We start from the raw sequence: 25,641 nt of genomic DNA, 5'->3' as shown, positions 1-25,641 counted from the left end.
GGTGACGACGGTATAACCATTTGGTCGGCCAGCGGAAACATCGACCACCCTAGGGCGGGCGGATCCGCGGCTCCTACTCGCCGTCATCCGGCCGGAACGCGACCAGCGGCTCCCCGTCCGTCGCTCGCTCCTCGACGCCGGCCGTCACCGACAGTCCGACCTCGACCGCGTCGCCCTCGGGCTCGACGCCGCGCAGGACCCCCGTCGCTCGGACCGGCCCGAGGTCGACGACCGCGGTGACGTACGGGGCGTCGTCGGCGAACCGCGGCGAGGGCACGTGGACGACGCTGAACGTCTCGACGCGTCCGGTCTCCGCGAGCGATTCCCGCGAGAGCGCGTCCGACCCGCAGTCCGGACAGATCCGGCGCGGCGGGAGCGACCCGTGGCCGTCGGGGCAGACCAGCGCGTACCCCTCGCCCGCCGCGAGCGCGTCGAGCCACTCGTCGTAGTCGGCGTCGCTGACCGGCGTCGGCGTGGGGCCGGTCCCGTCGGCGTCGCCGCCGTCGCTCCCCGCGTCGCCGTCGTCGCCGGCACCGTCGTCGCTCATTCCGCCACCTCCAGCACGTGGACGACCGCGCTGGCAACGGTTCCGCCCGCGTTGTGCGCGACGCCGACCTCGGCGTCTGGGACGTGTTCGCTGTTCGGGTGGTCGCCCCGCAGCAGCCGCGTCAGTTCGGCGATCTGGGACCCGCCGGTCGCGCCGACCGGGTGCCCCTTCGCCTTCAGGCCGCCGGAGAGGTTCACCGGGAGGTCGCCGTCGGCGGTCGTGATCCCCTCGCGGGCCGCCGAAACCCCCTCGCCGACCTCGAAGAGCCCGAGCGACTCCGTGGCGAGCACCTCGGCGATGGTGAAGCAGTCGTGGACCTCGGCGACGTCGACATCGTCCGGGCCCACGCCGGCGGCCGCGTAGGCGGCCTCGGCGGCGTCGTCGGCGGCCGGCGTTCGAGCGAGGTGTTCGCGGTCGCCGAGCGCCATCCGGTCGGTCCCCTGTCCGGTCCCCGTCACCGCGACGGGGGCGTCCACGTCGTGTTCCGCGGCGTACTCCGCGGAGACGACCACCAGCGCGCTCGCCCCGTCGGTGATCGGGCAGGCGTCGTAGAGGTGGAGCGGCTCGGCGACCGGCGGTGCGTCCATCGCCTCGTCGACCGACACCTCTCGGCGGTACTGTGCGTACTCGTTCGGGAGCGCGTTCGCGTGGTTCTTCGAGGCGACGTGGGCCAGGTCCCGTCGCTCCCCGCCGTACGCCTCGAAGTAGGCGGTCGCCATCAGGGCGTACGCGCCGGGGAACGTGACGCCCGACCGGACCTCGAAGAGGTCGTCGGCGGCCATCGCGAGCCCCTCCGTCACCTCGGCGGTCGGCAGGTTCGTCATGCGCTCCATCCCCCCGGCCAGGACCACGTCGGCGTCGCCCGCGGCGACGGTCCGGACGGCCTCGCGGACGGCGACGCCCGCGGAGGCGCACGCCGACTCGTACCGGGTCGCGGGACAGCGCACGCCGGCGGCCTCGGCCATCAGCGGCGCCTGGTGGCCTTGATGCTCGGCGAGCGCGCCCATGAAGTTCCCGTAGTTCAGTTCCTCGACGTCCTCTCGCGGGACGCCGGCGTCCTCGAACGCGCGCTCCGCGGCCGTCGCGAAGAGGTCGCGTCCCGCGCGGTCCGCGTGGCTCCCGAAGCGCGTGAGCCCGACTCCGGCGACGCGTGCGTCGGTCATACCTGAACGATAATCGGGGTCCGGTTTATCGCTGCCGGAAGGCGTGGTCGCTCTGTATAAAAAGCCGGTCGGACCGCGTCCTACCCGATGTACCGCAGGTCGTCGTCGGGCACCGCGGGACCGTCCTGCATCTCGCGGATCTTCCCGACCACCTCCTCCATCTCCTCGGCGCGGTCCTCTAAGCTCTCGTAGTCGACCGAGAAGTCGAGGACCGCCTCGAGTGTCTCGAGCACCGCGCGGGCGCTCTTGGGGTCGACGAGGTAGCCGCTCGTCTCGCCCATGAGGCAGGCGGCGTCGAAGCCCCGGCGGCCGCCGAGCCCGAGCACGAGCCCGGAGACGCCGACGATCCCGCCGGCCGGCTCGTCGGGCCGGAACTCGACGCCGGCGTCTTTCAGCCCCTCGACGAGGTCGGCGTCGGAGACCGCGCCGAGCACGGTGTACTCCTCGACGAGCTCGCCGGTCGGCACGCCGCCGAGCGCGTACGCCCGCGTCGCCCCGAACTCCTCGGCGATGTCGAGGAACGTCGTCGTGAGCGTGTAGTGGCCCGCGTTCGAGCCGGCCTGGTGGTCGCCGGTCAACACGAGCAGGTCGGCGCCGTCGGTCTCGACGGCGTGGAACTCGGCGCAGGTAAGCTCCGCGACCCCGTCGCCGTCGACGCTCACCTGCGGCGGGAACTCCGTGGTGTACACGCGGCGGACCAGCTCCCCGTCGAACTCCTCTAACAGGTGCTCCGCCGCCAGCTTCCCCACGTGGCCGACGCCCGGGAGGCCCTCGATGAGCACCGGGTCGTCGAGCTCCGGCGTCGCTACCTCGTCGATCTCGATGTCGTCCATACCGGACTGGTCGGGGCGGCGGTCACAAGAGGGTGGCTATTCCGGCGGCGCGAGAGCCGGACGACCGTCCGACGGCCTACTCCGAGTCCCGCCGCCGCGCCCGCCGCCGGTACTCCCCGTAGGGGTCCTCCGGGCTGAACGGCGCGGGCGCGCTGTTGGCGGTCGGGCCGTCGCACTCGGGACAGCAGTCGCCGAGCGTGTACACCGGCCGATCGTGGGTCGCCTCCCAGTTCGCGCAGACGCGAATGTCGGATTTCACGGGTAGAAAGGTGTCCGCGGAGGGGTTACTCGTCGTCCTCGCGGCGCTCGCGGTGGAAGTCGCCGGCGCCGCCGCGGCCCTCGATCGCCTCGCGGGCGCGGGCCGCGGCCGCCTCCAACTGGTCCTCGGCCGTCTTGTAGTCGGGCGCGCGGACCTTGATCCGGTACTCGGGCGAGCCGACGTAGCCGACCTCCAGGTCGACGCCGTCCGGGACCTCGCCGTTGCCCTCGGCGGCCTCCAGCGCGGCCTTCACGTCGTCGACGCCGTCGGGGGCCGCGGACTCGAGGTCCACGTAGCCGGTCACGTCGACGTACGGCACCGAGACGTTGTCGCGGGCCGCCTCGACGATCGCCTCGCGGGCGTCGTCGTCGAGGTCGACGCCTTCGAGCGCCTCGCTCCCGCTTATCGCCGCCGCCTCGAAGGCGTCGTACAGCGAGTCGTACTCGACGAGGAGCGCGTTGGCGACCGTGGTGTAGCGGTCGTCGTCGACGTCCTCGCCCAGCGCGATCAGCATCCAGTTGTCGGCCTTCTGCGAGTTCTTCCAGGCCTGTATCTTGTCCTTCCGCTGGTGTTCGTTGACGTCTTTGATCGACAGATCGATCTGGTTCGCGGACTCGTCGACCTCGAGTACCTTCGCGACGACCGTCTGTCCCTCGCGGACGTGGTCGCGGACGTTCTTGATCCAACCGGAGGCGACCTCGCTGATGTGACAGAGGCCGCGCTTCTCCTCGTACTCGTCGAGGTCGACGAACACGCCGAAGTCGGCGATCTCGTCGACGTCGCCGACCACCAGCTCGCCGGGTTCGGGCCAGCCGCTGTACTTCATACGGGGTGGGTGAGGCGGTTACCGCGCCTCAACGGTTTCGACGATCTCGCCGTGGAGCTCCGCCTCCCCGCCGGTCGGGGTCGCGAGCGTCGTGCCGCAGACCGCACACGACACCACGGAGGAGGCCTTGCCGAAGACGACCTGTTCGTTCTCGCAGTCGCCGCAGGCGACGCGGTGGAAGCTTCCCGCCATGCTTACTCCTGGAACGTGAGCCGGCCGGCGCGCCATCCCTCGCGCATGTGGGCCTTGCCGCAGTCGCCGCAGCGGTACTTCAGGTGGGTCTTCTTGGTCGGCTTGTCGCCACCGGGGACCTTCGAGTACCCGCCGGCGTTGCCGATCGTCGCGAGCGCGCGGCGTCGCTGGCGCGCGTCTCGCTTCATTCCGGTCGCCCGACCCGATCGAACCTTCTCCACTTCGTGCTCCTGGTGGGAGTCACAGTGTGGACAGTACGTGTTGAAACGACGTGGCATCTCCATGGATATCGACCTTGAGTCGCGGTTCGTCGCCGACGCTTAAAACGGGTTTGGTCTGGCTCCCGGCCGGCGATCGGGCCCGCGGAGCGGTCGAGATACCCGCGCGCCGCCCGGCCAGTTATCCCTCCCACTCCGCGACCGCCCGCACCGGCGACCCGTCCCCGCCGCGCAGGCGGAGCGGGAACGCGTACAGCCGGAACCGCGCCGGCAGCCCGTCGAGCCCGCACAGGTTCTCGACGATCGGGAGGCTCTCTTTTAAGAGGACGTCGTGAGCGGGCGTGCCGTCGGGCTCGTCGCTCGCGGGCGCGACGTTCGTCCTCGCCGCGGTCGGCGTCGGATCCGGCCCGAACGCGTCGACGCCGACGCCGACGCCCCGGTCTCGGCACCGCGCCGCGGCCGCCTCGGTCAGGTACGGGTGGTCGCGGTACCGGTCGCTTCCCCAGTGGGCGGCCCAACCGGTCCGCAGGACGAGGAGGTCGACTCCGAGATCGACCGCGTCCCCTCCGTCCCCGAGGAACCTCGCCTCGTTCTCGAGCGCATCGGCCGTGATCGCCTCCCGCGCCCTCAGCGGCCGGAGGTCGACGAGGCGGGCGTCGAACGCGAACCGACCCGGGTCGATCTCCTCGACGGTCGCTCCCTCCGAGAGCGTGTGGCGCGGCGCGTCGAGGTGGGTCCCGGCGTGGGTGCCGGTCCGGAGCTCGCTCGTCGCGTAGCCGTCGGCCTCGTGGGTCGCGTCGGGCGCGAGCGTCACCTCGGGGTCGCCGGGGTAGGTCGGCATCCCCGTCTCGATCGGTCGCGAGAGGTCGCGGAACACGGGTCGGGGTGGGACGCGGCGACGCTTAAAAGGGCGGGCGAACGGGCGCCCGGCCCCGGCGGCACCGTCCGTCGACCGCGGGCTTCGTTTCTCGATCGCGCCGACGCCGTTTTCCGGCCGGTGGCGCCGTTCTCCGACCGCCGGCGCCTCCCCCGACTTCCGCGGCCAGAACGTATTTCCTCCGGCCGCCGTTCGGTGCGTCCATGTCGAAACTGCCGCTCGACGCCTACTACGACCTGACGCAGATCGGCGAGGTCGCCGTCTCTCCCTCCGGGGACCGCGTCGCCTTCACCGCCACCGAGTACGACCAGCGCGAGGACGAGGCCGTGGCCTCGCTGTTCGTCGTCCCGACCGACGGCTCCCGCGAGCCGCACCGCCTGACGAGCGCGTCCGGCGCCTCCGCGCCGGCGTGGGGCCCCGAGGGCGACCGCCTCGCGTTCGTGGCCGCCCGCGACCGCGACGCCGAGCGGCGCGTCGGCTGGCGGGACCGGGAGGAGGAGAGCGACGGAGACGAGGCCGAAACGGCGGACGACGAGAACGGCGCGTCCGGCGACGACGCGTCCGGCGAGGACGACGAGGCGGGCGACGACGAGGGCGAGGGCGCGCCCGGCGACGACGAGCCCAAGCCGCAGGTGTGGCTGTTCGACCTCGCGCTCGGCGGCGACGCGCGGCAGGTCACGGAGCGCGACGAGGGCGTCGCCGACTTCGACTGGTCGCCGTCGGGCGACCGGCTAGCGATCGAGTCGCGCGACCCGACCGACGAGGAGACCGACTACCTCGACCAAGTGCGCGAGGAGGGCGGGCCGATCGAGACGACCCGCCTCCAGCACAAGCTGAACGGCGTCGGCTGGACCGACGAGGTGACGCCGTACCTGTTCGTCGTCGACCTCGACGATCCCGAGAGCGACCCGCGCCGGCTCGACGACGCGTACGGCGGCGGCGCCTTCCAGGACGTGACCGGGATGGACCCTCACTGGGGCGACGACGGCCGGATCGCGTTCACCTCCTGCCGGCTCGACCGCCCCGACGACACCACGGTCCGCGACGTCTACGCGGTGTCGCCCGAGGGCGGCGACGCCGAGCGGCTCACCGGCGGCGACCGCTCTCACGGCGTCCCGACGTGGCGCCCCGGCGCCGGCGAGCTGGTGACGGTCGCGGGCGACCCCGACGACCCGCCCGCGCCGGCCGAGGTGTACCTCGTCGACGGCGACGCGGACGGCGAGGGGGACGCCGAGAGCGTCGCCTCTCTCACCGTCGACCTCGACCGGACGGTCGCCCGCGGCGGCGCGCCGCGCTGGGTCGACGGCGCGATATACGTCCCGATCGCCGACGAGAGCCACACGCGGCTGGTCCGCGTGGAGACCGACGGCTCCGTCGAACGCGTCTTCGCGGCGCAGGGCCGCGACCGCGCGCTGGCCGGCTTCGACGTCTCGGCCGACGGGTCGACGTCGGTGATGATCCTCTCGGACCCGATCGACGGATCCGACCTGTACGCGGTCGACGTCGACGACCTCGATTCGGAGACGGAACCGAACTCGTTCCTGCGGCTCACCGCGGTCAACGAGTCGCTGATCGACGAGTTCGCGATGCCGGAGGCCACGCGCGTCGGGTGGGAGTCGGACGGCTGGACGCTCGACGGCGTCGTGTATCACGACCCCGAGATCGAGCCGACCGGGGGCGACCACCCGCTCGTGGTCGCGATCCACGGCGGACCGATGTCGTACGACGAGCCCGTGTTCAGCTTCGCGCACGCCGCGCTGACCAGCCGGGGGTACCTCGTGTTCCGACCGAACTACCGCGGGGGCACCTCCCGCGGCCGGGAGTTCACCGCGGAGCTGACCGGCGCCTGGGGAACCGCCGAGGTCGACGACATCGCTGCGGGCGTCGCGTCGCTCGCGGACCGGGGCTGGGTCGACCCCGACCGCGTGTTCGGTCACGGCTTCTCGTACGGCGGGATCGCGCAGGGGTTCCTCGTCACCCGAGAGCCCGACCTCTTCGCCGCCGCCGCGCCGGAGCACGGCATCTACGACCTCCGGTCGGCGTTCGGCACCGACGACACCCACACGTGGTTCGAGGCCGAGTACGGGCTCCCGTGGGAGAACCCGGAGGCGTACGACGCGTCGACCGCGATCCTCGACGCCGGGAGCATCGAGACGCCGCTGCTCGTGATGGCCGGCGGCGAGGACTGGCGGTGCCCGCCCTCCCAGTCCGAGCAGCTGTACGTCGCGGCCCGGAAGCAGGGGGTCGACGCCGAGCTGGTCGTCTACCCGGACGAGCACCACAACATCGGCGACCCGGACCGGGCGATCCACCGGCTGGAGAAGATCCTCGACTGGTACGAGACGCACGACTCGGCGGCGGACGGCGGCGACTGAACCGCGGTCGGCGTCGCCGCAGAGGGGCCTTCGGGCTCAGTGCTCGACGAACTCCACGAGTACCCCGTCCGTCGACCGCGGATGGAGGAACGCGACCTCGTGGCCCCACGCTCCCTGACGCGGCTCCTCGTCGACGAGGTCGACGCCGAGGTCGCGGGCGCGGTCCAGCGCCCCGCGGAGGTCGTCGGTCGCGAGCGCGACGTGGTGGATCCCCGGCCCCTCCCGGTCGAGGTAGTCGGCGATCGCGCCGCCGTCGTCGGGCTCGAGGAGTTCGAAGTAGCCGCCGCCGTCGAGTTCGAGGAAGACGACGTCCATCCCGTCGAACGTCTCCTCGTGCGCGATCGGCGCGTGGAGCAGGCCCTCGAACAGGTGCGCGAGGTCGGCGGCGTCGCGCGTCGCGACGCCGACGTGATCGAATCGCATACGACTCGGATCCGGCGCCGCCGACTTATAAGAACCGAGCGACGGTCGGGTCCCTCGCTCCGCTCACCGGAATCAAAAGGTTTGGGTAGGCCCCGCGGGAATCGAAGATCGACTCTACCAGTGAGCGACTCACAGACCGACGCGGCGACGGAGCAGATGACGTCGCGGAACATCCTCGGCTCGCTGCTCGAGAGCGCGCTCCACGAGATGAATCGGGAGCGCTCGGGGCTGCTGCTCTCCGGGCTGTCGGCGGGGCTCGACATCGGGTTCGGCCCGCTGATGATGGCGGTGATCCTGACGCTCTCGCCGGGGAGCTTCGGCGACCTCGGGACCGAACTGCTGTTGGCGAGCGTCTACTCCATCGGGTTCATGTTCGTCATCCTCGGCCGCTCGGAGCTGTTCACCGAGCACACGACGCTGGCCGTGATCCCGGTGCTCGATCGGCAGGCGTCGGTCAGGCAGTTGGGCCGGCTCTGGGGGTGGGTGTACGTCGGGAACCTCGTCGGCGGTCTGCTGTTCACCCTGCTCGTGACCCTGTTGATGCCGGAGCTCGGCGTCGTCGATCCCGAGTCGTTCGAGACCATCGCCCTGAAGCTCGTCGACCACGACCTCCCGTGGCTGTTCGTCGGCGGGGTCTTCGCCGGCTGGCTAATGGGCCTGCTGGCGTGGCTCGTGACGGCGGCGCAGGAGACGACCGCCCGAATCCTCCTCGTGCTGATCGTCACCGGGACGATCGGACTGCTTCACCTCCCGCACTCGATCGCGGGCAACGTCGAGGTGCTGTTCGGGCTGATCGTCTCGGACGCGATCTCGCTGTCCGACTACGTCGGGTTCCTCGTGCTGTCGACGGTCGGCAACGCCTTCGGCGGCGCGGTGTTCGTCGCGTTGCTGAAGTACGGTCACGTCGTCCGCGGCGCGGACTGAGGACCGGCGGCGCGGCGGTGGCCGGAGCGGTCGACCGTCGTCGAGATTTATATCGGTGGTCGACGAATCGGCCCTGTATGGAGCTCTCCAACACCGAATCGATCGCCGGCAAGGAAGTGATCGAGACGCTCGGGCTCGTCCGCGGGAACACGGTCCGCGCTCGCAACGTCGGCCGCGACATCACGCAGGGCCTCCGCAACCTCGCGGGCGGCGAGCTGAAGGGGTACACCGAGCTGATGACTGACGCCCGGGATCAGGCGCAGGACCGCATGATCGAGGAGGCGGAGGCGCTCGGCGCCGACGGCGTGATCAACGTCCGGTACACGACCTCCTCGATCGCCGACAGCGGCGCGGAGATCCTCGCGTACGGGACCGCGGTGCGGCTTCGGTAGGTCGCCGCCCTACCGCCCCGGCTTGTACTCGCCGAACTCGTCGCGGAACACGTCCGATATCTCCTGGACCGTCGCGTACGCCTTCACGGCGTCGACGACGTGCGGCATCACGTTCTCGGTGCCCCGCGCGGCCTCGCGAAGCGACCCGAGCGCGTCCGCCACCGCGTCGTCGTCGCGGTCGGCCTTCACCTCCTGCAGGCGCTCGCGCTGGTTCTGCTCCTGCTCGGGGTCCACCTCTTCGAGGTCCATCTCCGGCTCCTCGTCGACCGCGTACTCGTTGACCCCGACGATGATCCGCTCTCCCTCCTCGACCTCCCGCTGGCGCTCGAAGGCGACGTCCTGTATCTGCCGCTGGACCCACTGGCTCTCGACCGCCTCTAACATTCCGCCGCGGCGGTCGACCTCGTCGAGGATCTCGAACGCCTCCTCCTCGATCCCGTCGGTGAGGCTCTCCACGTAGTACGACCCGGCCAGCGGGTCGATCGTGTCGGCCGCGCCGGACTCGTGCGCGAGGATCTGCTGGGTGCGAAGCGCGGTCCGGACCGACTTCTCGGTGGGGAGCGCGAGCGCCTCGTCTTTCCCGTTCGTGTGGAGGCTCTGCGTTCCGCCCAACACGGCCGCGAGCGCCTGATACGCGACGCGGACGACGTTGTTCTCGATCTGCTGGGCGGTGAGGGTGGAGCCGCCGGTCTGGGTGTGGAACTTGAGCTGTTTCGACTTGGGGTTCTCCGCGTCGAACCGCTCCTCCATGATCTTCGCCCACATGCGCCGGGCGGCGCGGAACTTCGCGGCCTCCTCGAAGACGTTGTTGTGGGCGTTGAAGAAGAAGGAGAGCTGCGGGGCGAACTCGTCGACGTCGAGGCCGGCGTCGATCGCGGCCTGCACGTACTCGATGCCGTCGCCGAGGGTGAACGCGACCTCCTGGGCCGCGGTCGAGCCCGCCTCGCGGATGTGGTACCCCGAGATGGAGATCGTGTTGAAACTAGGGGTCTCCGCGGCGCAGAAGTCGAAGATGTCCGTGATCAGCCGCATCGACTGCTTCGGCGGGTAGATGTAGAGGTTCCGCGCGATGTACTCCTTCATGATGTCGTTCTGGATGGTGCCCCGGAGCTCCTCGCGCGGGACCCCTTGCTCGTCGCCCATCGCGACGTACATCGCGAGGAGGACGGCCGCGGGGGCGTTGATCGTCATCGACGTCGACACCTCGTCCAAGGGGATCCCGTCGAAGACCGTCTCGAAGTCGTCGAGGGTGTCGATGGCGACGCCCGAGCGCCCCACCTCGCCCTCGGCCATCGCGGCGTCGGAGTCGTACCCCATCTGCGTCGGGAGGTCGAACGCCATCGAGAGCCCGGAGGAGCCCTCGTCGATGAGGTAGTTGAACCGCTCGTTCGTCTCCGCGGCGGTGCCCATCCCCGCGTACTGGCGCATCGTCCAGAGCCGGCCGCGGTGCATCGTCGAGTAGACGCCGCGCGTGTACGGCTCCTCGCCCGGGTTCCCGACGTCCTCGCGGTAGTCGTGGTCGGGGACGTCGGCGGGGGTGTACAGCGGGTCGACCTCCTGGCCGCCCGTGTCGGTGGTGAACGTCTCCTTGCGCTCCCCGAACCGGTCGACCGTCTCGCCGTAGGTCCCGGACTCCCACGACTCCTTGGCCTCCCGAATCTCGGCCAGTTCCTCAGGATCGTACATTAGTGAACCAGTCGTCCGAACGCGACTTAACCCTTTTCGGGAATGGCGTAACGCCGACAGTTCGACGACGGCGACGGGGCGAGGGAGAACCCCTCCGCCTGCGACCGGGGCGGACCGCCGGCGACGACGCGACCGGCGGGGTCAGACGGGTCGGCCTCCGGTACTCAGACCCCGAAGGTGGCTCGGAGCATGTCCCGCGTCCCGGGTCCGAGCCCGACGGCCAGCACGGTGATGAGCAGCATCAGCGTGTAGCGCGGCGACTCCTCGAACATCTCGCCGTTGAACACCCAGACGACGAACGTCGCGGCCGCGAGCTTGACGAGGAGGAACGGCCACGCGTCGCCGGTGACGGCGAGGACCGAGTCCGGGAGGAGCCGCCCGGTCCAGTTCACGATCAGCGCGTTGACGACGTGTTTCGGCACGAGGTTCGCGGTCCCGGTCAGCGCCGGCATCCAGTTGAGCCCGATCACGTTGGCGACGCCGTCGATCGCGTGGCCCCAGATGATGACGATCCCCGCGGCCCCCGTCCCCTGCCGGACCGTCGGTTCGTACGCCGTCGCGAGCTTCCAGGTGGCCGCCGTCGAGACGGTCGCGAGGAGCAGCGTGAGCGCGAGCACCTGCGGGTAGAACTCGACGTAGTCGGTCGCGGCGGCGAGGTACGAGAGGTAGCCGAGCGAGGCCGCGAGGGCGAGCGTCCCCATCGCGAACAGCGGTCGGGCGTAGTCGTCGACGACCCCGCGGTCCGCCAGCGCGTACGCCGCGATGACGCAGGCGAGGGTGACCCCGAACGCGGTGAAGTAGATGAACGGGCTGATCAGCACCGCGCTCGCGGGGAAGGGGATCAGCGGCTCCGTGCCGGCGCGGACCGCGGCGACCCCCGAGTCCTCGACGGTGCGGAGCGCGCCGCCGAGCAGCATGAACGGGAACAGCGCGTAGAAGAACCGCAGCTCGTCGCCGATATCCAACCGGCGGAGCAGGAAGACGACGCCGATCAGCATCCCGAGCAGAACGACCACGTAGCTCACCGTCGAGACGGTGGTGTACCCCGGGAACGCGACGACTTCCCCAGCGTCGACGGCGGCCTGACACGCGCCCGAGCCCCCGAGCAACTCCGTGCCGCCAGCGTCCCGGACGGCGCACTGCGCCCCCTGCCCGTCGGCGACGACCGGTCCCCAGAAGTACCGCCAGACGAACCGATCGTACACGGCTCGCGGGAAGACGACCGATCCGACCGCGAGCAGGAGCGCGACCCCGCCGACGACCGCCGCCCACGCCCGCTCCGGAGACTGCCTGATCCGTCCGGCGACCGGTGTGCTCATGACTCCCGTTCGGAGTGTTCCCGAGTTGAGCGTTCCGGTCCCGGCTCGCCTCGTCGTCGTCCGCGACGGGTCCCGAAGAGCGCGACGCGGCGCGGCGTCCCGCTCAGATCGGCGGGCCGTCGGCCTCGAAGTCGGTGCCGAGGATGATCATGGTCTGCGACCGCGAGAACCCGTCCATCTCCGCTATCTCGTCGAACATCAGATCGCGGAGGCTGTCGGTGTCGGCGGCGACGACGCGCAGGATGACGTCCCACTTGCCGGTCGTCAGGTGGATCTCGCTGACGCCGTCGATGTCGCGGAGCCGGTCGAGCGCGTCCTCCTCGCGTCCCTGCTCGATGCGGAGTCCGACGAACGCGCTGACGCCGTAACCGACGGCCTTGGGGTCGACCTCCGCGTGGTACCCCTCGATGACGCCGGCCTCCTCCATCCGCCCCACTCGGTCGTGGACGGTCGCGCTCGACATGTCGATCCGCCGCGCGATCTCCGAGAACGGCGTCCGAGCGTCCTCTTGGAGGATCCTGAGGATGGCGCGGTCCGTCTCGTCGAGTTCCATGGCCGGGCCTACGTCGGGAGCGGACTTTGCAGTTCCGGCGTTTCGACGTCGCTACGGGTTGTATTCTCAACACCTCCGGCCACGCGCCGGGCGGCCGATCTCCGCCCGAGGCGATTCGTCTGAGTACGTCTCGGGCGGGATTCCGTCCGATTACGCCTCGGCCGGAGTCTCGAACGACCCCTCTCGGATGGCCGCTTCCGCCGCCGCGAGCGCCTCGTCGGCGTCGAACGCGTCGACGATCTCCCGCAGCTCCTCGTGAGACGCGTCCGCGAGGTCTCGCGCGTGCGACGCGACGTTCGGCACCGCCCGGATCAGGTTGTCGACGATCGGAACGTCCGCGGTCCGCGGCGACCGACTCCCGGGATTCAGGTCGATCACGATCTCCGTCTTCCCCATCGCGTCGAGCGCCGCCGCGCGGTCGCCGTCCTCCAGCGGGACGACCACGACGTCGGCCGCCTCGATCCCGTCGGCGTCGACGACGCCGCGAGCGTGCGACAGGCCGGGGATCTCCCCGTCGCCGGCCATGCCCTTGACCCGGTCGGCGCCGTGCTCGCGGAGGTGGTCGGCGATGCGCCGGACGCGCTCGTCGGTGTGATTGAAGAGGTTCACCTCCAGGTCGGCGTCGACCGCCTCGGCGAGCGCGACCGTCTCCGCGGGGGCGAGGGCCGCGACGTTGCCGTTCACCGAGATCACCGGACGGTCGGCCGCCAGCAGGGTCGCCGCGGCGGCGCGCGCGGCGCGGTCGGCGCTCGGGAGGGTCCGCTCGCCGAGGAGGTAGTCGAAGGCCTCCGCGCGTCCCTGGGCGATGAGTCCCTGCTTCGATGTGATCCCCTTCTTCACCCCCTCCTCGATCCGGTGGCGCGTCACGAGCGAGGCGTACCGCGGGTGGTCCTCCGGGACCTCCGTCTCCGTCATACCGGAGCGAGGCGGCGCGCCGATTAAAGTGGACCGTTCGCGGCCACCGTGTGGCTCCGGTACCCGTACGCACAAACGTTAACATGGGTTACTTCGTAGCGCCACACGGGATGGATCGCACTGGCAAGTACACGATCGTGGACGCGTGCAACGACCACGGGGCGATCACGCTCCGTGAATACCCCCGGAACGGGACGCTGTACGTCGTCGAGTACGACGATCCCGACGTGGAGGCCGAGCTGTCGTCGCTCGACGCCGGCACGGTCGTCGAGCTCGACCTGCGGCGCGCTGGTCGCCGGGGCAACGCGTGGTGCGCGGAGTCCGCGCGGCCGGTCGATCCGGCGTAACGCGGCGGATCGATGCGGCTTCGCGCGCGGTCGGTCCGTCCGCTTCGACGTCCCCGCTTTTTCCCCGCTCAGGCCACCCCGATACGCTCGCGGTACGTCCCGTACTCCGCCTCGAACACCGCCATGATCTCGCCCATCGTCGCGTACGCCTTCACCGCCGCGACGATCGCGGGCATCACGTTCCCGCCGGCGTCGACCGCGTCGCGGAGGTCGTCCAAGGCGGCGTCGACCGCGTCGTCGTCGCGCTCCGCCTTCACCGACTCGAGCCGGTCGAGCTGGCGCTCCCGGGTCGTCTCGTCGACCCGGAGCAGGTCCGGCTCCGTGTCCTCTTCGACCTGATAGGCGTTGACGCCGACGACGGTCTCCTCGCCCTCGTCGACCCGCTCTTGGTACTCGTAGGAGGCCTGCTGGATCTCGCGGTGGAAGTACCCCTGCTCGATCCCGGCGAGCACCCCGTCGCGGACCGACCCGTCGCCCATCTCTCGGATCTCTTCGATATACGCGGTCGCCTCCGCCTCCACCTCGTCCGTGAGCGCCTCCACCGCGAAGGAGCCGCCCAGCGGGTCGACGATGTCGGCCGCGCCCGACTCCTCCGCGATGATCTGCTGGGTGCGGAGCGCGACCCGCACGGCCCGCTCGGAGGGGAGCGCCAGCGCCTCGTCGAAGGAGTTGGTGTGGAGGCTCTGGGTTCCCCCCAAGACGCCCGCCAGCGCCTGTAGCGTGACGCGGACGACGTTGTTCAGGGGTTGCTGGGCCGTCAGCGACTGGCCCGCGGTCTGGGTGTGGAACTTCAACTGCTTCGAGGCGTCGGCCTCGGCGCCGTACCACTCGTCCATGATCCGCGCGTAGATCCGACGGGCGGCGCGGAACTTCGCGACCTCCTCGAAGATCGAGTTGTGCGAGTTGAAAAAGAAGGAGAGCTGCGGGGCGAACTCGTCGACGTCGAGCCCACGGTCGAGACACGCCTCGACGTACGCGAACCCGTCGGCGAGGGTGAAGGCGAGCTCCTGGACCGCGGTCGAGCCCGCCTCGCGGATGTGGTACCCCGACACCGAGATCGGTTTGAACGAAGGGGTCTCGTCGACGGCGAACTCGATCGTGTCCGTCACCAGGTCGAGGGAGGGCTCCGGCGGGATCACCCACTCCTTCTGCGCGATGAACTCCTTCAGCATGTCGTTCTGGAGGGTGCCCCGAAGCTCCTCGCGCGGGACCCCTTGCTGGTCCGCGATCGCGACGTACATCGCGTAGATCACCGGCGCGCTGGGATTGATGGTGAAGGAGGTGGACACCTCGCCGACGTCGATCCCGTCGAAGAGGACCTCCATATCTCGGAGCGTGTCGACGGCGACGCCCTCCTTGCCGACCTCGCCGAGCGACATCGGGTCGTCGGAGTCGAGCCCCATCAGCGACGGCATGTCGAAGGCGGTCGAGAGCCCGGTCTGGCCCTCGTCGATGAGGTAGCGGAAGCGCTCGTTCGTCTCCTCGGCGGTGCCGAACCCCGCGAACTGCCGCATCGTCCACGTCCGTCCGCGGTGCATCGTCGGGTAGACGCCCCGGGTGTACGGCTCCTCGCCGGGGAAGCCGAGGTCCTCGCCGTAGTCGAGGTCGGCCACGTCCGCGGGGGTGTACAGCCGGTCGACCTCGTGGTTCGACACCGTCGCGAACCGCTCGTTCCGCTCGCCGTGCCGGTCGAGGGTCGGGTCGAGCGTCTCCGCCTCCCACGACTCCTTGGCCTCGCGGATTTCGGAGAGCTCCTCGTCGTCGTACATGCCGCCCGCTACCCGCCGGACTCATATAAATATTCATTACAATTTGCCGCGCGGCCGGCCGGATTCGCCGGCGGTCCGAATCGCCACCGACCGTTATGAGGGCTCGGAGTCAATCCCCACCCATGACCGACCCATCGGAGTCCCCGACGCCGCCCGAAGGATTACCGCCGAAGCTCGTCAAGCAGCTGAAAAACTGCACACCGGAGGAGCTCCGTAAGGCGATCGTCCACGCGCAGGAGCTGCTGCACTACCACGAGGAGACGGAGCTCCCGGTCGACGCGGAGGCCGGCGAGGACATCCTGCGCGTCACCGAACACGAGGGATACACCGAAGTCGTGAAACAGTACTCCTGTCAGGAGGGCTGTGACGACTGTCCGCACGGGCCGTACCTCTACCACGTCACCGAAGAGACCCTTCCGAACGGAACTCACGAGACCCACTGGTCGTTCATCGGTCGCGTGAACGCCGACGGGGAGTGACCCCGACCGCGCCGTGGGTTCGATCGCCGTCCGGCGGTGACCGTCGGCGTCGAGCCGGTCACGGGTTCAGCCCCCAGATACCGGCTCGGAGGAACACGAGCACCGGAATGATCTCCAGGCGGCCGATCCACATGTGGAAGAGGAACATCGCCTCCGCCGCCGGCGACATCGACGGGCCGGTGATCCCGGACGAGAGCCCGACGTTCCCCTGTGCGCTCGCGACCTCGAACAGCGCGTCGGCGTAGCCGAACTCCGAGCCGGCGACGTTGACCAGCACGAGGCTCCCGACGACGAGCGCGACGACCCACAGCAGCGTGACGATGGCGGCCTCGCTGAACTCCCGCTCCATCGTCTCGCGGTCCAGCGTGCGGTCGCCGATGCGCGCGGTGACGACGGCGTTGCCCGGGAGGAACACGCGGGAGAACTGCCAGATGATTCCGCGAGCGGCCGTGTACGCACGAATGATCTTGATGCCGCCGACCGTGGACCCGGCGGCGCCGCCGAGCACCATCGCGACGACGACCAACACCTTCGCGCCCGCGACCCAGCTCCCGATCGGCGCCGACTGGAAGCCGGTGGCGGTCAGCGCGCTGATCCACTGGAACGCCGAGTCCCGGACCGCGTCGAGCCCCGCGCCGTCGAGGAGCGGAACCGGGAACGAGAGGAACGACTCCGTCGCGAACGCGCCGGCGGCGACCGGAACGGACGCGACGTTCTGTATCGCGAGCACGGCGACGCCGGCCCCGAGCAGCGCGAACAGCCACCTGGTCTGGAGGTCTGCGACCAGTTCGCGTACGCTCCGGTCCCTGAGCACGACGTAGTGGACCGGGAACGCGATCGCGCCGAGGACCATGATCGGCAACAGCACGACCTCGACCAGGGGGGAGCCGTACGTCGCGATCGAGTTGTCGGTGACGGAGAACCCGCCCGTCGTCAGGCCGGTCATGGCGTGGTTGAGCGCCTGCCAGGCGATTTCGCCGAGCGAGAGCGACTCGGCGTAGTCGCTCTCGCTCGCTCGGATCGCGACGAACAGCATCGCGAACGCCAGCAGGGTGTAGCCGACCACGAGCTTCCAGACCGTCCGGACCGTCGAGACGACGCTCGGGTGGATCTTCTGCTCCCGGGCCTCGCTCCTGTAGAGCGCGTAGCTCCCGCTTCCCGGACGCGAGAGGATGGAGACGGTGAGGACGATGACGCCGACGCCGCCGACCCACTGGATGAACGACCGCCACCACTGCACTGCCCGCGGCAATGACGGCTCGTGGACGGCCATCGTCAGCCCGCTCCCGGTCCAGCCGCTCATGCTCTCGAAGAGGGCATGCAGGGGGTCGCGGAAGTAGGCGAGACTGGAGACCGTCGTGGTCCCTCCGACGGCGATCGGCTCCCACGAGGCCGTGTCCGCGGCGGCGGGGACGAACGCGTCCATGACGGCGGACGGCGTCAGCCACGCCGTGAGGAACAGCGGGAGCGCCCCGAAGACGGCGACCATGAGCCACCCGCCGGCGGCGATCACCATGCCGTGTTTCATCTTCGGGTCTGGGGCGTCGGCGAACCGCCGATTCGCGAGCCCGCCGACGAGGGCCGTCGCGCCGCCCGCGACGAGGAAGCCGAGCGCGGCGTGAAACTCCCGGAACGCGAGGGCGACGACAACGGTGACCGTCATCAGCCCGGCCTCCATCAGGAGGAGCGAGCCGACGTCGCGGGCGATGACTCCCAGGTCGGTCGGGAGCCGGCCGCCGTTCCGCTCGGACATCTCAGTCGTGGTCCTCCTGGTGGCCGAACACGTCCGTCACCTCTGGCGTCGCGCCCTCTCCCGAGTACACCGTGAGCAGGTCGCCGGCCTCGATACGCGTGTTGCCCCGGGGGGTTATGGGCGTCCCCTCCCCGTCGCGCTCGACGGCGATGATGAGGGTCTCGCCGCCGATGAGATCCGCCTCGTCGGCCTCGCGCAGCGTCTTCCCGGCGATCGGCGCGTCCGGACCGACGGTGATCTCGAACACCTCCGCCTCCTCGCCGATGTGCATGAAGTCGACGACCGACGGTCGGCTCACCGCTCGGTAGAGGTACTCCGCGATCAGACTCTGCGGGTTCTGCATCGTGTTGATGCCGATCTGTTCGAACACGTTCATGTGCTCGGGGTTGTGGACGACCGAGACGATGTTCGGCACCGACAGCTCTTGCGCCAGCAGACAGACCATGATGTTCGTCGCGTCCTGATCCGTCGTCGAAATGAGCGCGTCCGCGCGATCGGCCCCGGCGTCGAGCAGCGTCTCCTTCGAAGTCGCGTCGTCGTTGATGACGAGGCAGTCGTACCCCCGGGACGCCCGCTCCGCCCGTTCCTCGTCGCGCTCGATCACGACGACCTCGTTGCCGCTCTCGGTCGCGAGCTTGACGAGCGGCGTCCCGATATCGCCCGCGCCCACGACGATCAGATACATGTGTCAGCGGTTCAGGAGCGACCACCGAAAGCCTACCGCAATCCGCCGAGAGGCGCGGGACCCCGCCCTCAGCGCCCGCCGAACAGCCGCTCCCACAGCGACCGCGAGGACGGCCGCTCCGCGAGCAGCACCGGGGTGTCGAGCGTCTCTATCGTCTCGAACGCCAGCGACCCGCGGACGATCCGCGAGAGCAGTCCGCGCTCGGTCGCACCGACGATAACGAGGTCGTACTCCTCGCCGACGCGACCGATCGTCTCCTCGACGCCGCCCGCCTCGATGCGCAGGTCGGCGTCGCCGAGGCCGTGGCCCGCCGCCCAGTCGGTGAGGAATTCCCGGCCGGCCGCCTCGTCTCCCGGGTCGACGACGTACAGCAGCGAGACGTCCACGTCGATCTCGTCTCGGAGCGCCCTCGCGACCTCGGCGGAGAGGTCGGAGGAGGGGCCGCCGGCGGTCGGCACGAGCACCTTCGAGAGGTCCAGCCGCTGGCCGTCTAAGACGAGGAAGTCGCACGGGAGATCGCGGGCGAGTTCGTCCAGCGAGCCCTCGACGCGCCCGCCCACGAACCGCGTCCCGCCGTAGCCCATCACGACGGTGTCGGCGTCGTTCGTCCGCGCGGCGTCGAACACCTCCTCGATCCCGCGGTGCGAGAGGATCGTCTTCGTCTCGATCGGCACGTCGAACGCCTCGGCGTCGGCGGCCGCGGCGGCCAACAGCTCCTCGGACGAGTCGTCGAGGTCGGTCCGGTTCTCGGCCGCCTTCTCCAGCGACGTCTGGTCCGGAACGGTGACGATGTGCGTCGCGAGCACGCGACCCCCCTCGTGACTCGCGACCGCGCCGGCCAGCGTGACGAGCGCGCTCTCCGTGCGCGGGTTCGACACGGCGACCATCACCGTCGGCCCGTCGGTTCCGACCCCGTTCGCCGCCCCGAACGCGGTCACGACGCCCTCGGTGGCCGCCCGGTCGCTCGTTCGTCCGGTTCGCTCATTTCTCCGTTCGGCTACTCCTCCGTTTGCTCGTCCGCTTCCGCCCGTCCGACCCCGCCGTCGCCTCGCGCCTCGGCGGTCGCGTCGCCCGCCTCAGCGGCGTCGGCCGTGACATCGTCAGGGGCGTTCTCCCGTGCCCCGCTCCCGAACAGCCGAGCCCAGACGCCGCGGTCGTCGCGCTTCTCCGCGAGCAGCACGGAACACTCCACGTCTTCGAGCACCTCCAACACGAGCGAGCCGCTCACCAGCCGCGAGAGCAGCCCTTTCTGAGTCGCGCCGATGATAACCATCGTCGCGTCGCGCGCGGCCCGTTCGATCGACTCCTCGATGTCGCCGCTCTCGACGCGGAGCGTCGCGTCGGCGAGGTCGTGCTCGGCGGCCCACCCCATGAGGAAGCGCCGTCCGGCGCTCTCGTCGTCGGCGACGTGCAGCAGCGTGACCTCGCCGTCGAACTCCGTCTGGAGCATCTTGGCGACCGCGCCGGAGAGGTCCGAGGCCGGTCCGCCGGCGGTCGGCACGAGGATCCGCGAGGGGTCGAACCCGCGGTCGCGGAACACGAGGAAGTCCGACGGGAGCGAGTGCGCGAGCTCGTCGACCGCCGTCTCCGCGCGCCCGGGCGACCCGTGCGAGTCCTCGCCCCAGCCCATCACGGTCATGTCGGCGCCGTAGGTCCGGGCCGCGTCGAACACCTCCTCGAACACGCGGTGCGAGAGGACGACGTGCGTCTCCACGTCGACGCCGAACGTCTCGGCGTCTTCACGGGCCTTATCGAGGAGACTGTGCGCCGCATCGTGGGCGCCGCGGTCGCGGGCGGCCTCCAGCGACGTCTGGTCCGGGACGTTCGCGATGTTGACCGCGACGACCGTCCCGTTTCGCTGCTTGGCGATGGCCGACGCGAGCGTGATCAGGTGCTCCTCGGTCGCGGGGTTCGCGAGCGGCACCATCACGCGGTAGTCGTCGCCGCTCGGCTGGACCGACGTGGCCGCCGACACGGCGGCCTTGGGCAGCTCGTCGGAGCGGTCGAGGATCCACGCCCCCAGCACGCCGCGCGCCTCCACCTTCCGGCGGGCGTACAGCAGGTACCAGAGCAGGGCGAAGGCGACGAGGCCGAACGAGATCAGGATGATCGTCGGCTCGATGTAGATGATCAGCGCGAACGACGAGAGGGTCCCGATTATCGGAACGAACGGATAGAAGGGGACCTCGAAGTCGGGGTCGTACCCCTCGACCCCCGACTCGCGCATCACGATGAGCGCGATGTTGAGCAGGCCGTAGACGATGAGGTGGAGCACGGATCCCATCGTCGACAGCGACTCGACGCCGCCGGCGACGAGGAACACGAGGATGAGCGCGCCTGTGAGCGCGATCGACTTGTACGGGGTGCCGAAGCGGTCGTGGATCTCGTTGAGCTTCGGGGTGACGATCTTCTCGCGGCCCATCGCGAAGTTGATCCGCGACGACGAGAGGATCGAGGCGTTCGCCGAGGAGGCGGTCGCGAGCAGGCCGCCGATCAGGAGCATCCCGGCGCCGACGGCGCCCAGCGAGAAGCCGAACACCTGGTAGTTGCCGAAGAGGAGGCGGGCGGCGTCGACCACCGCGGTCTCGTTGTTCGCGACGAGCTCGTTCGGGACCGCCGCGAGCAGCACGACGAGGAACAGCGCGTACACGACCGTGACGATCACGACCGAGCCGAGGACCGCGAGCGGGAGGTTCCGCCCGGGGTTCTTGATCTCCTCGGCGACCGAGGTGATCTGGACGAAGCCGAGGTACGAGACGAAGATGATCCCCGTCACCGGGAGCACCTGGCTCGTCGTCCCCGGCGGCGCGATCGGCCGCAGCGACTCCATGTCGGCGTTCAGCAGCCCGACGACGGTGAAGACGGCGAGGATGCCCAAAAGCGACATGACGATGACGATCTGGAGCCCGCCCGTCTCCTTCGCGCCGAAGTAGTTGACGGCGATGAACAGCAGCGCGCCGGCGAGCCCGATCACTTGGGCGGCCTCCAGCGTCACAGGGCCGAGCCCGACCGGGCCGAGCCCGAGGAGCGCGTTGACGTACTCGCCGAAGCCGTACATGTAGAACGCGGAGGCGAACGCGAGCCCGAGCCAGTTCGCCCACCCGGCGACGGAGCCGAACATGGGCCCGAGCGCCCGGTTGACGTAGAAGTACGCGCCGCCGGACTTCGGCATCGCCGTCCCGAGCTCGGAGGCTGAAAGCGCCGTGAACAGGGCGATGACGCCACCGAGGACGAACGTGAACGCCGCGAGCGGACCGGCCCGCGCGACCGCGGTCCCGGGGAGCACGAAGATGCCGGCCCCGATCATCGTCCCGATCCCGATCGTGAGCGCGGCGAGGGGACCGAGGTCCTTGGCCAGCTCCTCGTCGCTCATTCGGTGGATCCCTCGCGCGGGAGCGCGACCACGGGCACGTGCGACTCCGTCACGAGCTTCACTGAGAGGTCGCCGGAGAGGAACTGGACGAGCCGGTTCCCGCCCCGAGACTGATAGGCGATAGCGCTCGCATCGACCTCGTCGACCGCGTCGAAGATAGCGCCCACGATGTCCCGCGAGTAGGCGGTGTGCTCGCCGGCGTCGGGGAACACCGATCGGACCGCATCGTACGACTCTGCGGCCAGTTCCTCGGACTGTTCGACGGGCGTCTTGTCGGGGACGCCGTCGCCCTTCTCGACGACGTGCAGCGCCGTGACCCGCTCCGGTCGATACGGTTCCAGCGCCAGCGCCGTCGACATCGCGTCCTCCTCGTGAGCCACTGGCAGGAGAACGTGATCGAGTAGGCCTCCTCCCTCCGGTTGGTCGGTGCTCGTCATACCCACATTCATACTCTCGTCAGTTAAGAAGATACGCTCTGCACAACCGAGCAATTAAACGCGGTTAGAAGCTGTTTTCGGCGCTGAAAACGCACCGCTTGTAGTTTTTGACCTCCTGTCACCGGCCGTCCATCGCCGAGATGAACACCGCGAGCACCGGGACGATCTCCAGCCGGCCGATCCACATCAGGAACACCATCAGCAGCTTCGACGTGTCGGGGAAAAAGAGGTAGCTCCCGAACGGGCCGAGCCGACCGAACCCCGGCCCGATATTCCCGATCGTCGCGAGCGAGGCGCTCGTCGACTCCAGCATCGTCAGCTGGATACCGACCCGGGTGGTGTCCAGCGAAAGGAACACCGCCGAGACGCCGAACAGGACGAGGTACAGCAGCGTGAACGCCATGATGCCGCGGATGGCGTCCTCGTCGACGACGCTTCCGCTCAGGCGAACCGGCTGCACGACGTCGGGGTGGGCCGTGGTGAACAGCTCGCGGCGGATCGCCTTCCCGACGATGAGCCACCGGACGATCTTGACGCCCCCGCCGGTCGAGCCGGCGGAACCGCCGATAAACATCGCGAACATCAGGAGGATCTGCGCGTCGGTGTCCCACTGCACGAAGTCGGCAGTCGCGTACCCGGTGGAGTTCAACAGCGACCCGATCTGGAACGCCGCCTGCCGGAGCGAGTTCTCGGTCACCCCCTGCGTCGCACCGCCCAGTTCGATCGGCGGCGCCGCGCCGCGGAACAGCATCACCGCGAGAACGGCCGTCACGACCGCGACGGCGCCGGCGTACGCACGGAATTCCGCGTTCTCCAGCATGACCTCCGCCTCCCCGCGCAGCACGTGCCAGAACAGCGCGAAGTTGACGCCGGCGATGAGCATGAACGGGATGACGACCCACTGCACGATCGCCGAGAACGCCGCGATGCTGTCGGCCTGCGGCGAGAACCCGCCGGTCGGGAGGGTGGTGAACCCGTGGGCGATCGCGTTGAACAGGTTCATGTTCGGCGCCATCCCGGCGAGGTGGAGCCCGTACAGGATGGCGATGTACACCACGGTGAAGCCGAAGTAGATCAGCCAGAGCGCGCGCGCGGTCTCCGCGATCTTCGGCGTGAGCTTCTGGAGTTCGGGGCCGGGCGCCTCCGACTCCATCAGTTGGGCGCCGTTGACGGCGACCTCCGGCAGGATGGCGATCATCAGGACGATGATCCCCATGCCGCCGAGCCACTGCGTGAGCTGTCGCCACATCAGCACGGCGTGGGAGTGGCGGTCGGTGCTGATCTCGCCGAGGACGGTCGCGCCCGTGGTCGTGAACCCGCTCATCGACTCGAACAGGGCGTTGATCACCGACTCCGTGAACGCGCCGACCGACCCGACCTGGAGCCCGATCGTCGACTCCGTCCCGTAGCCGGCGAGCAGGTACGGAACGGTGCCGATCGCCGCGGCCGCGATCCACGCGAGCGAGACGAAAAGCAGCGCCTCCCGGGGCCCGAGGTCCGGGTCCGGGTCGACCCGCTCTACCGCGAACCCGATCGCGGCGACGAGCGCCATCGAGACGAGGAACACCCAGATGTCCTCTCCGTACACGAGCGCCACGACCAGCGGCACCAGCATCGTGACGGCGAGGTACTTGATCCCGACCCCGAGAAGCCCCACGCTCGCCTTCCAGTTGACGCCCCAGGACATGTGTGTTGGATCGCTATTGGAGAGGCCCGTTCGCTGTATTAAACTGTCGAAGGAAAGCCGATCACGGTGGCGTCGCGGGACTGTCGATTCGTCCGCCTGCCGGCTCTCACGACGTCCAGAACGCCTTCGTGAACAGCACGAGTACCGGGATTATCTCGATCCGCCCGATCCACATCAGGACGATCATCACGGCGCGCGTGCTCATCGGGAACGACGCGAACGTCCCGTACGGGCCCGCCTCGCCGAAGGCGGGACCGATGTTGAGGAACGTCGTCGCCGCCGCGCCGAGCGCCTCGAACTCGGTCACCCGGAGACCCGCCCGTTCCGCGTCGACGACGATCACGACGGTGAGCAGGAAGAAGATCACGATGCTCAAGAGGAGGTACGCGTAGATGTCGCGGATCGCCCCCTCGTCGACCGGTTTCCCCGAGACTCGAACCGGCCGAACCGCCTCCGGGTGGATGGCGGTGTAGAGGTTCCGGCGGAACGTCTTCAGCGCGACGAGCCACCGCAGCGACTTGATCGAACAGGTCGTCGAACCGACCATCCCGCCGATGAACATCCCCATGAACAGCATGTGCTTCGCCGCGGGCGCCCACGCCACGTAGTCGGTGCTGGCGTACCCCGTCGTCGTCACGATCGACGCGACGTTGAACACGGCGTGGCGTACCGTTCCCTCCGTGCCGAACGTGACGCTGGGATCGAGGAACAACGCGAAGGCGACGATCGACGCGAGCGTCCCCATCGCGCCGAGGTAGAAGTGGAACTCCTCGTTTTTCAACAGGCGCATCGGCTCTCCGTTGATGGCGAAGTAGATGAGAACGAAGCTCGTCGAGCCGATCACCATGAACGGGACCACCGCCCACTGGATGACCGGGTGAAACGCGCCGACGCTCTGCGGCTCCGGGGAGAACCCTGCGGTCGCGACCGACGTGAACGCGTGCGCCACCGCGTTGTACAGGTCCATCTGCGGGTCGAACGCGAGCCCGAGCAGGAAGTAGACGACTACCGCGACCCCCGTCAGCCCGACGTAGATCCCCCAGATGAGCTGCGCGGTCCGGGAGATCTTCGGCGTGAGCTTGTTGACGTCCTGGGTCTGCGACTCCGTCTCCATCAGCTGCGCCCCGCCCACCCCGATCTCGGACAGCACCGCGGTCGCTAGGATCAGGATTCCGAGCCCGCCGAGCCACTGGATCACCTGTCGCCACATCATGACCGAGCGCGAGTGGAGCGAGAAGTCGACGAGGACGGTCGCGCCGGTCGTCGTCAGCCCGCTCATCGCCTCGAACATCGCGTTCACCGGGTGCGCGACCGTCCCGACGCCCGCGACGACGAACGGGATCGCGCCGACCGCGGCGACGAGGAACCAGATCAGCGCCACCGCGAGGAACGCCTCGCGCGGCCCGAGGTCCTCCGCCGGGTCTTGCACCGACCGGAACGAAGCGCCGAGCGCGAGCGAGACCGCGATAGCCGCCACGAACGGGAGCGGCGACTCGCCGTAATAAAACGCGGTCAGCAGCGGGAACGCGAGCGGAACCGGGAGGGCGGCAAGGACGTCGCCGGTGAGACCCAAGCTCGCCCGCCAACCGACCCGGATCCCGGTGGTCAC

General features: G+C 69.7%; 25 protein-coding genes and 1 pseudogene. 5 read left to right on the top strand and 21 right to left on the bottom strand.

The features are described from left to right. Nucleotides 1-73: 73 nt before the first annotated feature. From DJ74_RS14785 to DJ74_RS14750, 8 genes are all read right to left on the bottom strand, one after another. Nucleotides 74-547: a Zn-ribbon domain-containing OB-fold protein gene (locus DJ74_RS14785; RefSeq protein WP_094527732.1), complete on the bottom strand. Its 474-nt coding sequence runs from the start codon at nucleotides 545-547 to the stop codon at nucleotides 74-76. Next, nucleotides 544-1,710 (bottom strand): thiolase domain-containing protein, encoded by a 1,167-nt coding sequence (locus tag DJ74_RS14780; protein ID WP_094527731.1) that lies wholly within the window; start codon nucleotides 1,708-1,710, stop codon nucleotides 544-546. Before DJ74_RS14780 ends, DJ74_RS14785 begins: the two co-directional genes overlap by 4 nt. 80 nt (nucleotides 1,711-1,790) lie before the next feature. Continuing rightward, the gene (locus DJ74_RS14775) at nucleotides 1,791-2,543 is read right to left on the bottom strand and encodes a proteasome assembly chaperone family protein (protein ID WP_094527730.1); all 753 of its coding nucleotides are present in this window, start codon (nucleotides 2,541-2,543) and stop codon (nucleotides 1,791-1,793) included. 76 nt (nucleotides 2,544-2,619) lie between these two features. Next, on the bottom strand, nucleotides 2,620-2,802 hold the full coding sequence (locus tag DJ74_RS14770) for an RNA-protein complex protein Nop10 (RefSeq protein ID WP_094523008.1): 183 nt from the start codon (nucleotides 2,800-2,802) through the stop codon (nucleotides 2,620-2,622). A gap of 25 nt (nucleotides 2,803-2,827) precedes the next feature. After that, nucleotides 2,828-3,628, bottom strand: coding sequence for a translation initiation factor IF-2 subunit alpha (locus tag DJ74_RS14765; protein ID WP_094527729.1), 801 nt, complete (start codon nucleotides 3,626-3,628; stop codon nucleotides 2,828-2,830). Between the two features lie 18 nt (nucleotides 3,629-3,646). Further along, nucleotides 3,647-3,820, bottom strand: coding sequence for a 30S ribosomal protein S27e (locus tag DJ74_RS14760; protein WP_008004084.1), 174 nt, complete (start codon nucleotides 3,818-3,820; stop codon nucleotides 3,647-3,649). 2 nt (nucleotides 3,821-3,822) lie between these two features. Then, on the bottom strand, nucleotides 3,823-4,104 hold the full coding sequence (locus DJ74_RS14755; protein ID WP_053771189.1) for a 50S ribosomal protein L44e: 282 nt from the start codon (nucleotides 4,102-4,104) through the stop codon (nucleotides 3,823-3,825). A 115-nt stretch (nucleotides 4,105-4,219) separates the two neighbouring features. Continuing rightward, nucleotides 4,220-4,915 (bottom strand): cyclase family protein, encoded by a 696-nt coding sequence (locus tag DJ74_RS14750; RefSeq protein ID WP_094527728.1) that lies wholly within the window; start codon nucleotides 4,913-4,915, stop codon nucleotides 4,220-4,222. Between the two features lie 203 nt (nucleotides 4,916-5,118). Between DJ74_RS14750 and DJ74_RS14745 the strand changes: the two genes are divergently transcribed. Beyond that, the gene (locus DJ74_RS14745) at nucleotides 5,119-7,290 is read left to right on the top strand and encodes a S9 family peptidase (RefSeq protein ID WP_094523014.1); all 2,172 of its coding nucleotides are present in this window, start codon (nucleotides 5,119-5,121) and stop codon (nucleotides 7,288-7,290) included. Nucleotides 7,291-7,326: 36 nt separating this feature from the next. Here DJ74_RS14745 and mce read toward each other — a convergent pair whose 3' ends face one another. Continuing rightward, nucleotides 7,327-7,713 (bottom strand): methylmalonyl-CoA epimerase, encoded by a 387-nt coding sequence (mce, locus tag DJ74_RS14740; RefSeq protein ID WP_094527727.1) that lies wholly within the window; start codon nucleotides 7,711-7,713, stop codon nucleotides 7,327-7,329. Between the two features lie 120 nt (nucleotides 7,714-7,833). Between mce and DJ74_RS14735 the strand changes: the two genes are divergently transcribed. After that, nucleotides 7,834-8,637, top strand: coding sequence for a formate/nitrite transporter family protein (locus tag DJ74_RS14735; protein WP_094527726.1), 804 nt, complete (start codon nucleotides 7,834-7,836; stop codon nucleotides 8,635-8,637). A gap of 77 nt (nucleotides 8,638-8,714) precedes the next feature. Then, nucleotides 8,715-9,029 (top strand): YbjQ family protein, encoded by a 315-nt coding sequence (locus tag DJ74_RS14730; protein WP_094527725.1) that lies wholly within the window; start codon nucleotides 8,715-8,717, stop codon nucleotides 9,027-9,029. 9 nt (nucleotides 9,030-9,038) lie between these two features. Here DJ74_RS14730 and DJ74_RS14725 read toward each other — a convergent pair whose 3' ends face one another. The 4 genes from DJ74_RS14725 to DJ74_RS14710 all read right to left on the bottom strand — a co-directional run bounded on the left by DJ74_RS14725 (nucleotide 9,039) and on the right by DJ74_RS14710 (nucleotide 13,502). Next, on the bottom strand, nucleotides 9,039-10,715 hold the full coding sequence (locus DJ74_RS14725; protein ID WP_094523021.1) for a methylmalonyl-CoA mutase: 1,677 nt from the start codon (nucleotides 10,713-10,715) through the stop codon (nucleotides 9,039-9,041). A 164-nt stretch (nucleotides 10,716-10,879) separates the two neighbouring features. Further along, nucleotides 10,880-12,034, bottom strand: a complete 1,155-nt coding sequence (locus DJ74_RS14720) for a DUF63 family protein (RefSeq protein WP_094523023.1) — start codon at nucleotides 12,032-12,034, stop codon at nucleotides 10,880-10,882. A gap of 103 nt (nucleotides 12,035-12,137) precedes the next feature. Further along, nucleotides 12,138-12,587 (bottom strand): Lrp/AsnC family transcriptional regulator, encoded by a 450-nt coding sequence (locus DJ74_RS14715; RefSeq protein ID WP_094523025.1) that lies wholly within the window; start codon nucleotides 12,585-12,587, stop codon nucleotides 12,138-12,140. A gap of 150 nt (nucleotides 12,588-12,737) precedes the next feature. Next, nucleotides 12,738-13,502: a phosphopantothenate/pantothenate synthetase gene (locus DJ74_RS14710; RefSeq protein ID WP_094527724.1), complete on the bottom strand. Its 765-nt coding sequence runs from the start codon at nucleotides 13,500-13,502 to the stop codon at nucleotides 12,738-12,740. A 110-nt stretch (nucleotides 13,503-13,612) separates the two neighbouring features. On the opposite strand from DJ74_RS14710, the gene DJ74_RS14705 reads away from it, so the two are divergent. Continuing rightward, nucleotides 13,613-13,849 (top strand): hypothetical protein, encoded by a 237-nt coding sequence (locus DJ74_RS14705; protein WP_094523029.1) that lies wholly within the window; start codon nucleotides 13,613-13,615, stop codon nucleotides 13,847-13,849. A 68-nt stretch (nucleotides 13,850-13,917) separates the two neighbouring features. Here DJ74_RS14705 and DJ74_RS14700 read toward each other — a convergent pair whose 3' ends face one another. Next, nucleotides 13,918-15,618, bottom strand: a complete 1,701-nt coding sequence (locus tag DJ74_RS14700; RefSeq protein WP_094527723.1) for a methylmalonyl-CoA mutase — start codon at nucleotides 15,616-15,618, stop codon at nucleotides 13,918-13,920. 122 nt (nucleotides 15,619-15,740) lie between these two features. On the opposite strand from DJ74_RS14700, the gene DJ74_RS14695 reads away from it, so the two are divergent. Continuing rightward, nucleotides 15,741-16,097: a hypothetical protein gene (locus DJ74_RS14695; protein ID WP_094523033.1), complete on the top strand. Its 357-nt coding sequence runs from the start codon at nucleotides 15,741-15,743 to the stop codon at nucleotides 16,095-16,097. 58 nt (nucleotides 16,098-16,155) lie between these two features. Here DJ74_RS14695 and DJ74_RS14690 read toward each other — a convergent pair whose 3' ends face one another. From DJ74_RS14690 to DJ74_RS14660, 7 genes and pseudogenes are all read right to left on the bottom strand, one after another. Further along, entirely contained in the window at nucleotides 16,156-17,850 is a 1,695-nt protein-coding gene (locus DJ74_RS14690; protein WP_094527722.1) for a potassium transporter TrkG, read from the bottom strand. A 1-nt stretch (nucleotide 17,851) separates the two neighbouring features. After that, nucleotides 17,852-18,535 carry a TrkA family potassium uptake protein gene (locus tag DJ74_RS14685; RefSeq protein WP_094523037.1) on the bottom strand — a complete coding sequence of 228 codons (684 nt, stop codon included), beginning with the start codon at nucleotides 18,533-18,535 and terminating at the stop codon, nucleotides 17,852-17,854. A 68-nt stretch (nucleotides 18,536-18,603) separates the two neighbouring features. Next, nucleotides 18,604-19,443: pseudogene (locus DJ74_RS14680) on the bottom strand (universal stress protein); the annotation flags it as partial. Nucleotides 19,444-19,532: 89 nt separating this feature from the next. Continuing rightward, nucleotides 19,533-21,908 (bottom strand): amino acid permease, encoded by a 2,376-nt coding sequence (locus DJ74_RS14675; RefSeq protein WP_094527721.1) that lies wholly within the window; start codon nucleotides 21,906-21,908, stop codon nucleotides 19,533-19,535. Continuing rightward, nucleotides 21,905-22,345 (bottom strand): universal stress protein, encoded by a 441-nt coding sequence (locus DJ74_RS14670; RefSeq protein ID WP_094527720.1) that lies wholly within the window; start codon nucleotides 22,343-22,345, stop codon nucleotides 21,905-21,907. Before DJ74_RS14670 ends, DJ74_RS14675 begins: the two co-directional genes overlap by 4 nt. Nucleotides 22,346-22,463: 118 nt before the next feature. Further along, complete coding sequence (locus DJ74_RS14665) at nucleotides 22,464-24,032, bottom strand: TrkH family potassium uptake protein (protein ID WP_094527719.1); 1,569 nt, start codon at nucleotides 24,030-24,032, stop codon at nucleotides 22,464-22,466. A gap of 106 nt (nucleotides 24,033-24,138) precedes the next feature. After that, complete coding sequence (locus DJ74_RS14660) at nucleotides 24,139-25,641, bottom strand: TrkH family potassium uptake protein (RefSeq protein WP_094527718.1); 1,503 nt, start codon at nucleotides 25,639-25,641, stop codon at nucleotides 24,139-24,141.

The sequence above is a fragment of the Halorubrum sp. Ea8 genome, assembly GCF_002252925.1.
In the GTDB taxonomy this organism is placed as follows: Archaea; Halobacteriota; Halobacteria; order Halobacteriales; family Haloferacaceae; genus Halorubrum.
Note: the sequence above shows the minus strand (reverse complement) of the source record. Positions and strands in the feature narration are given on the sequence as shown.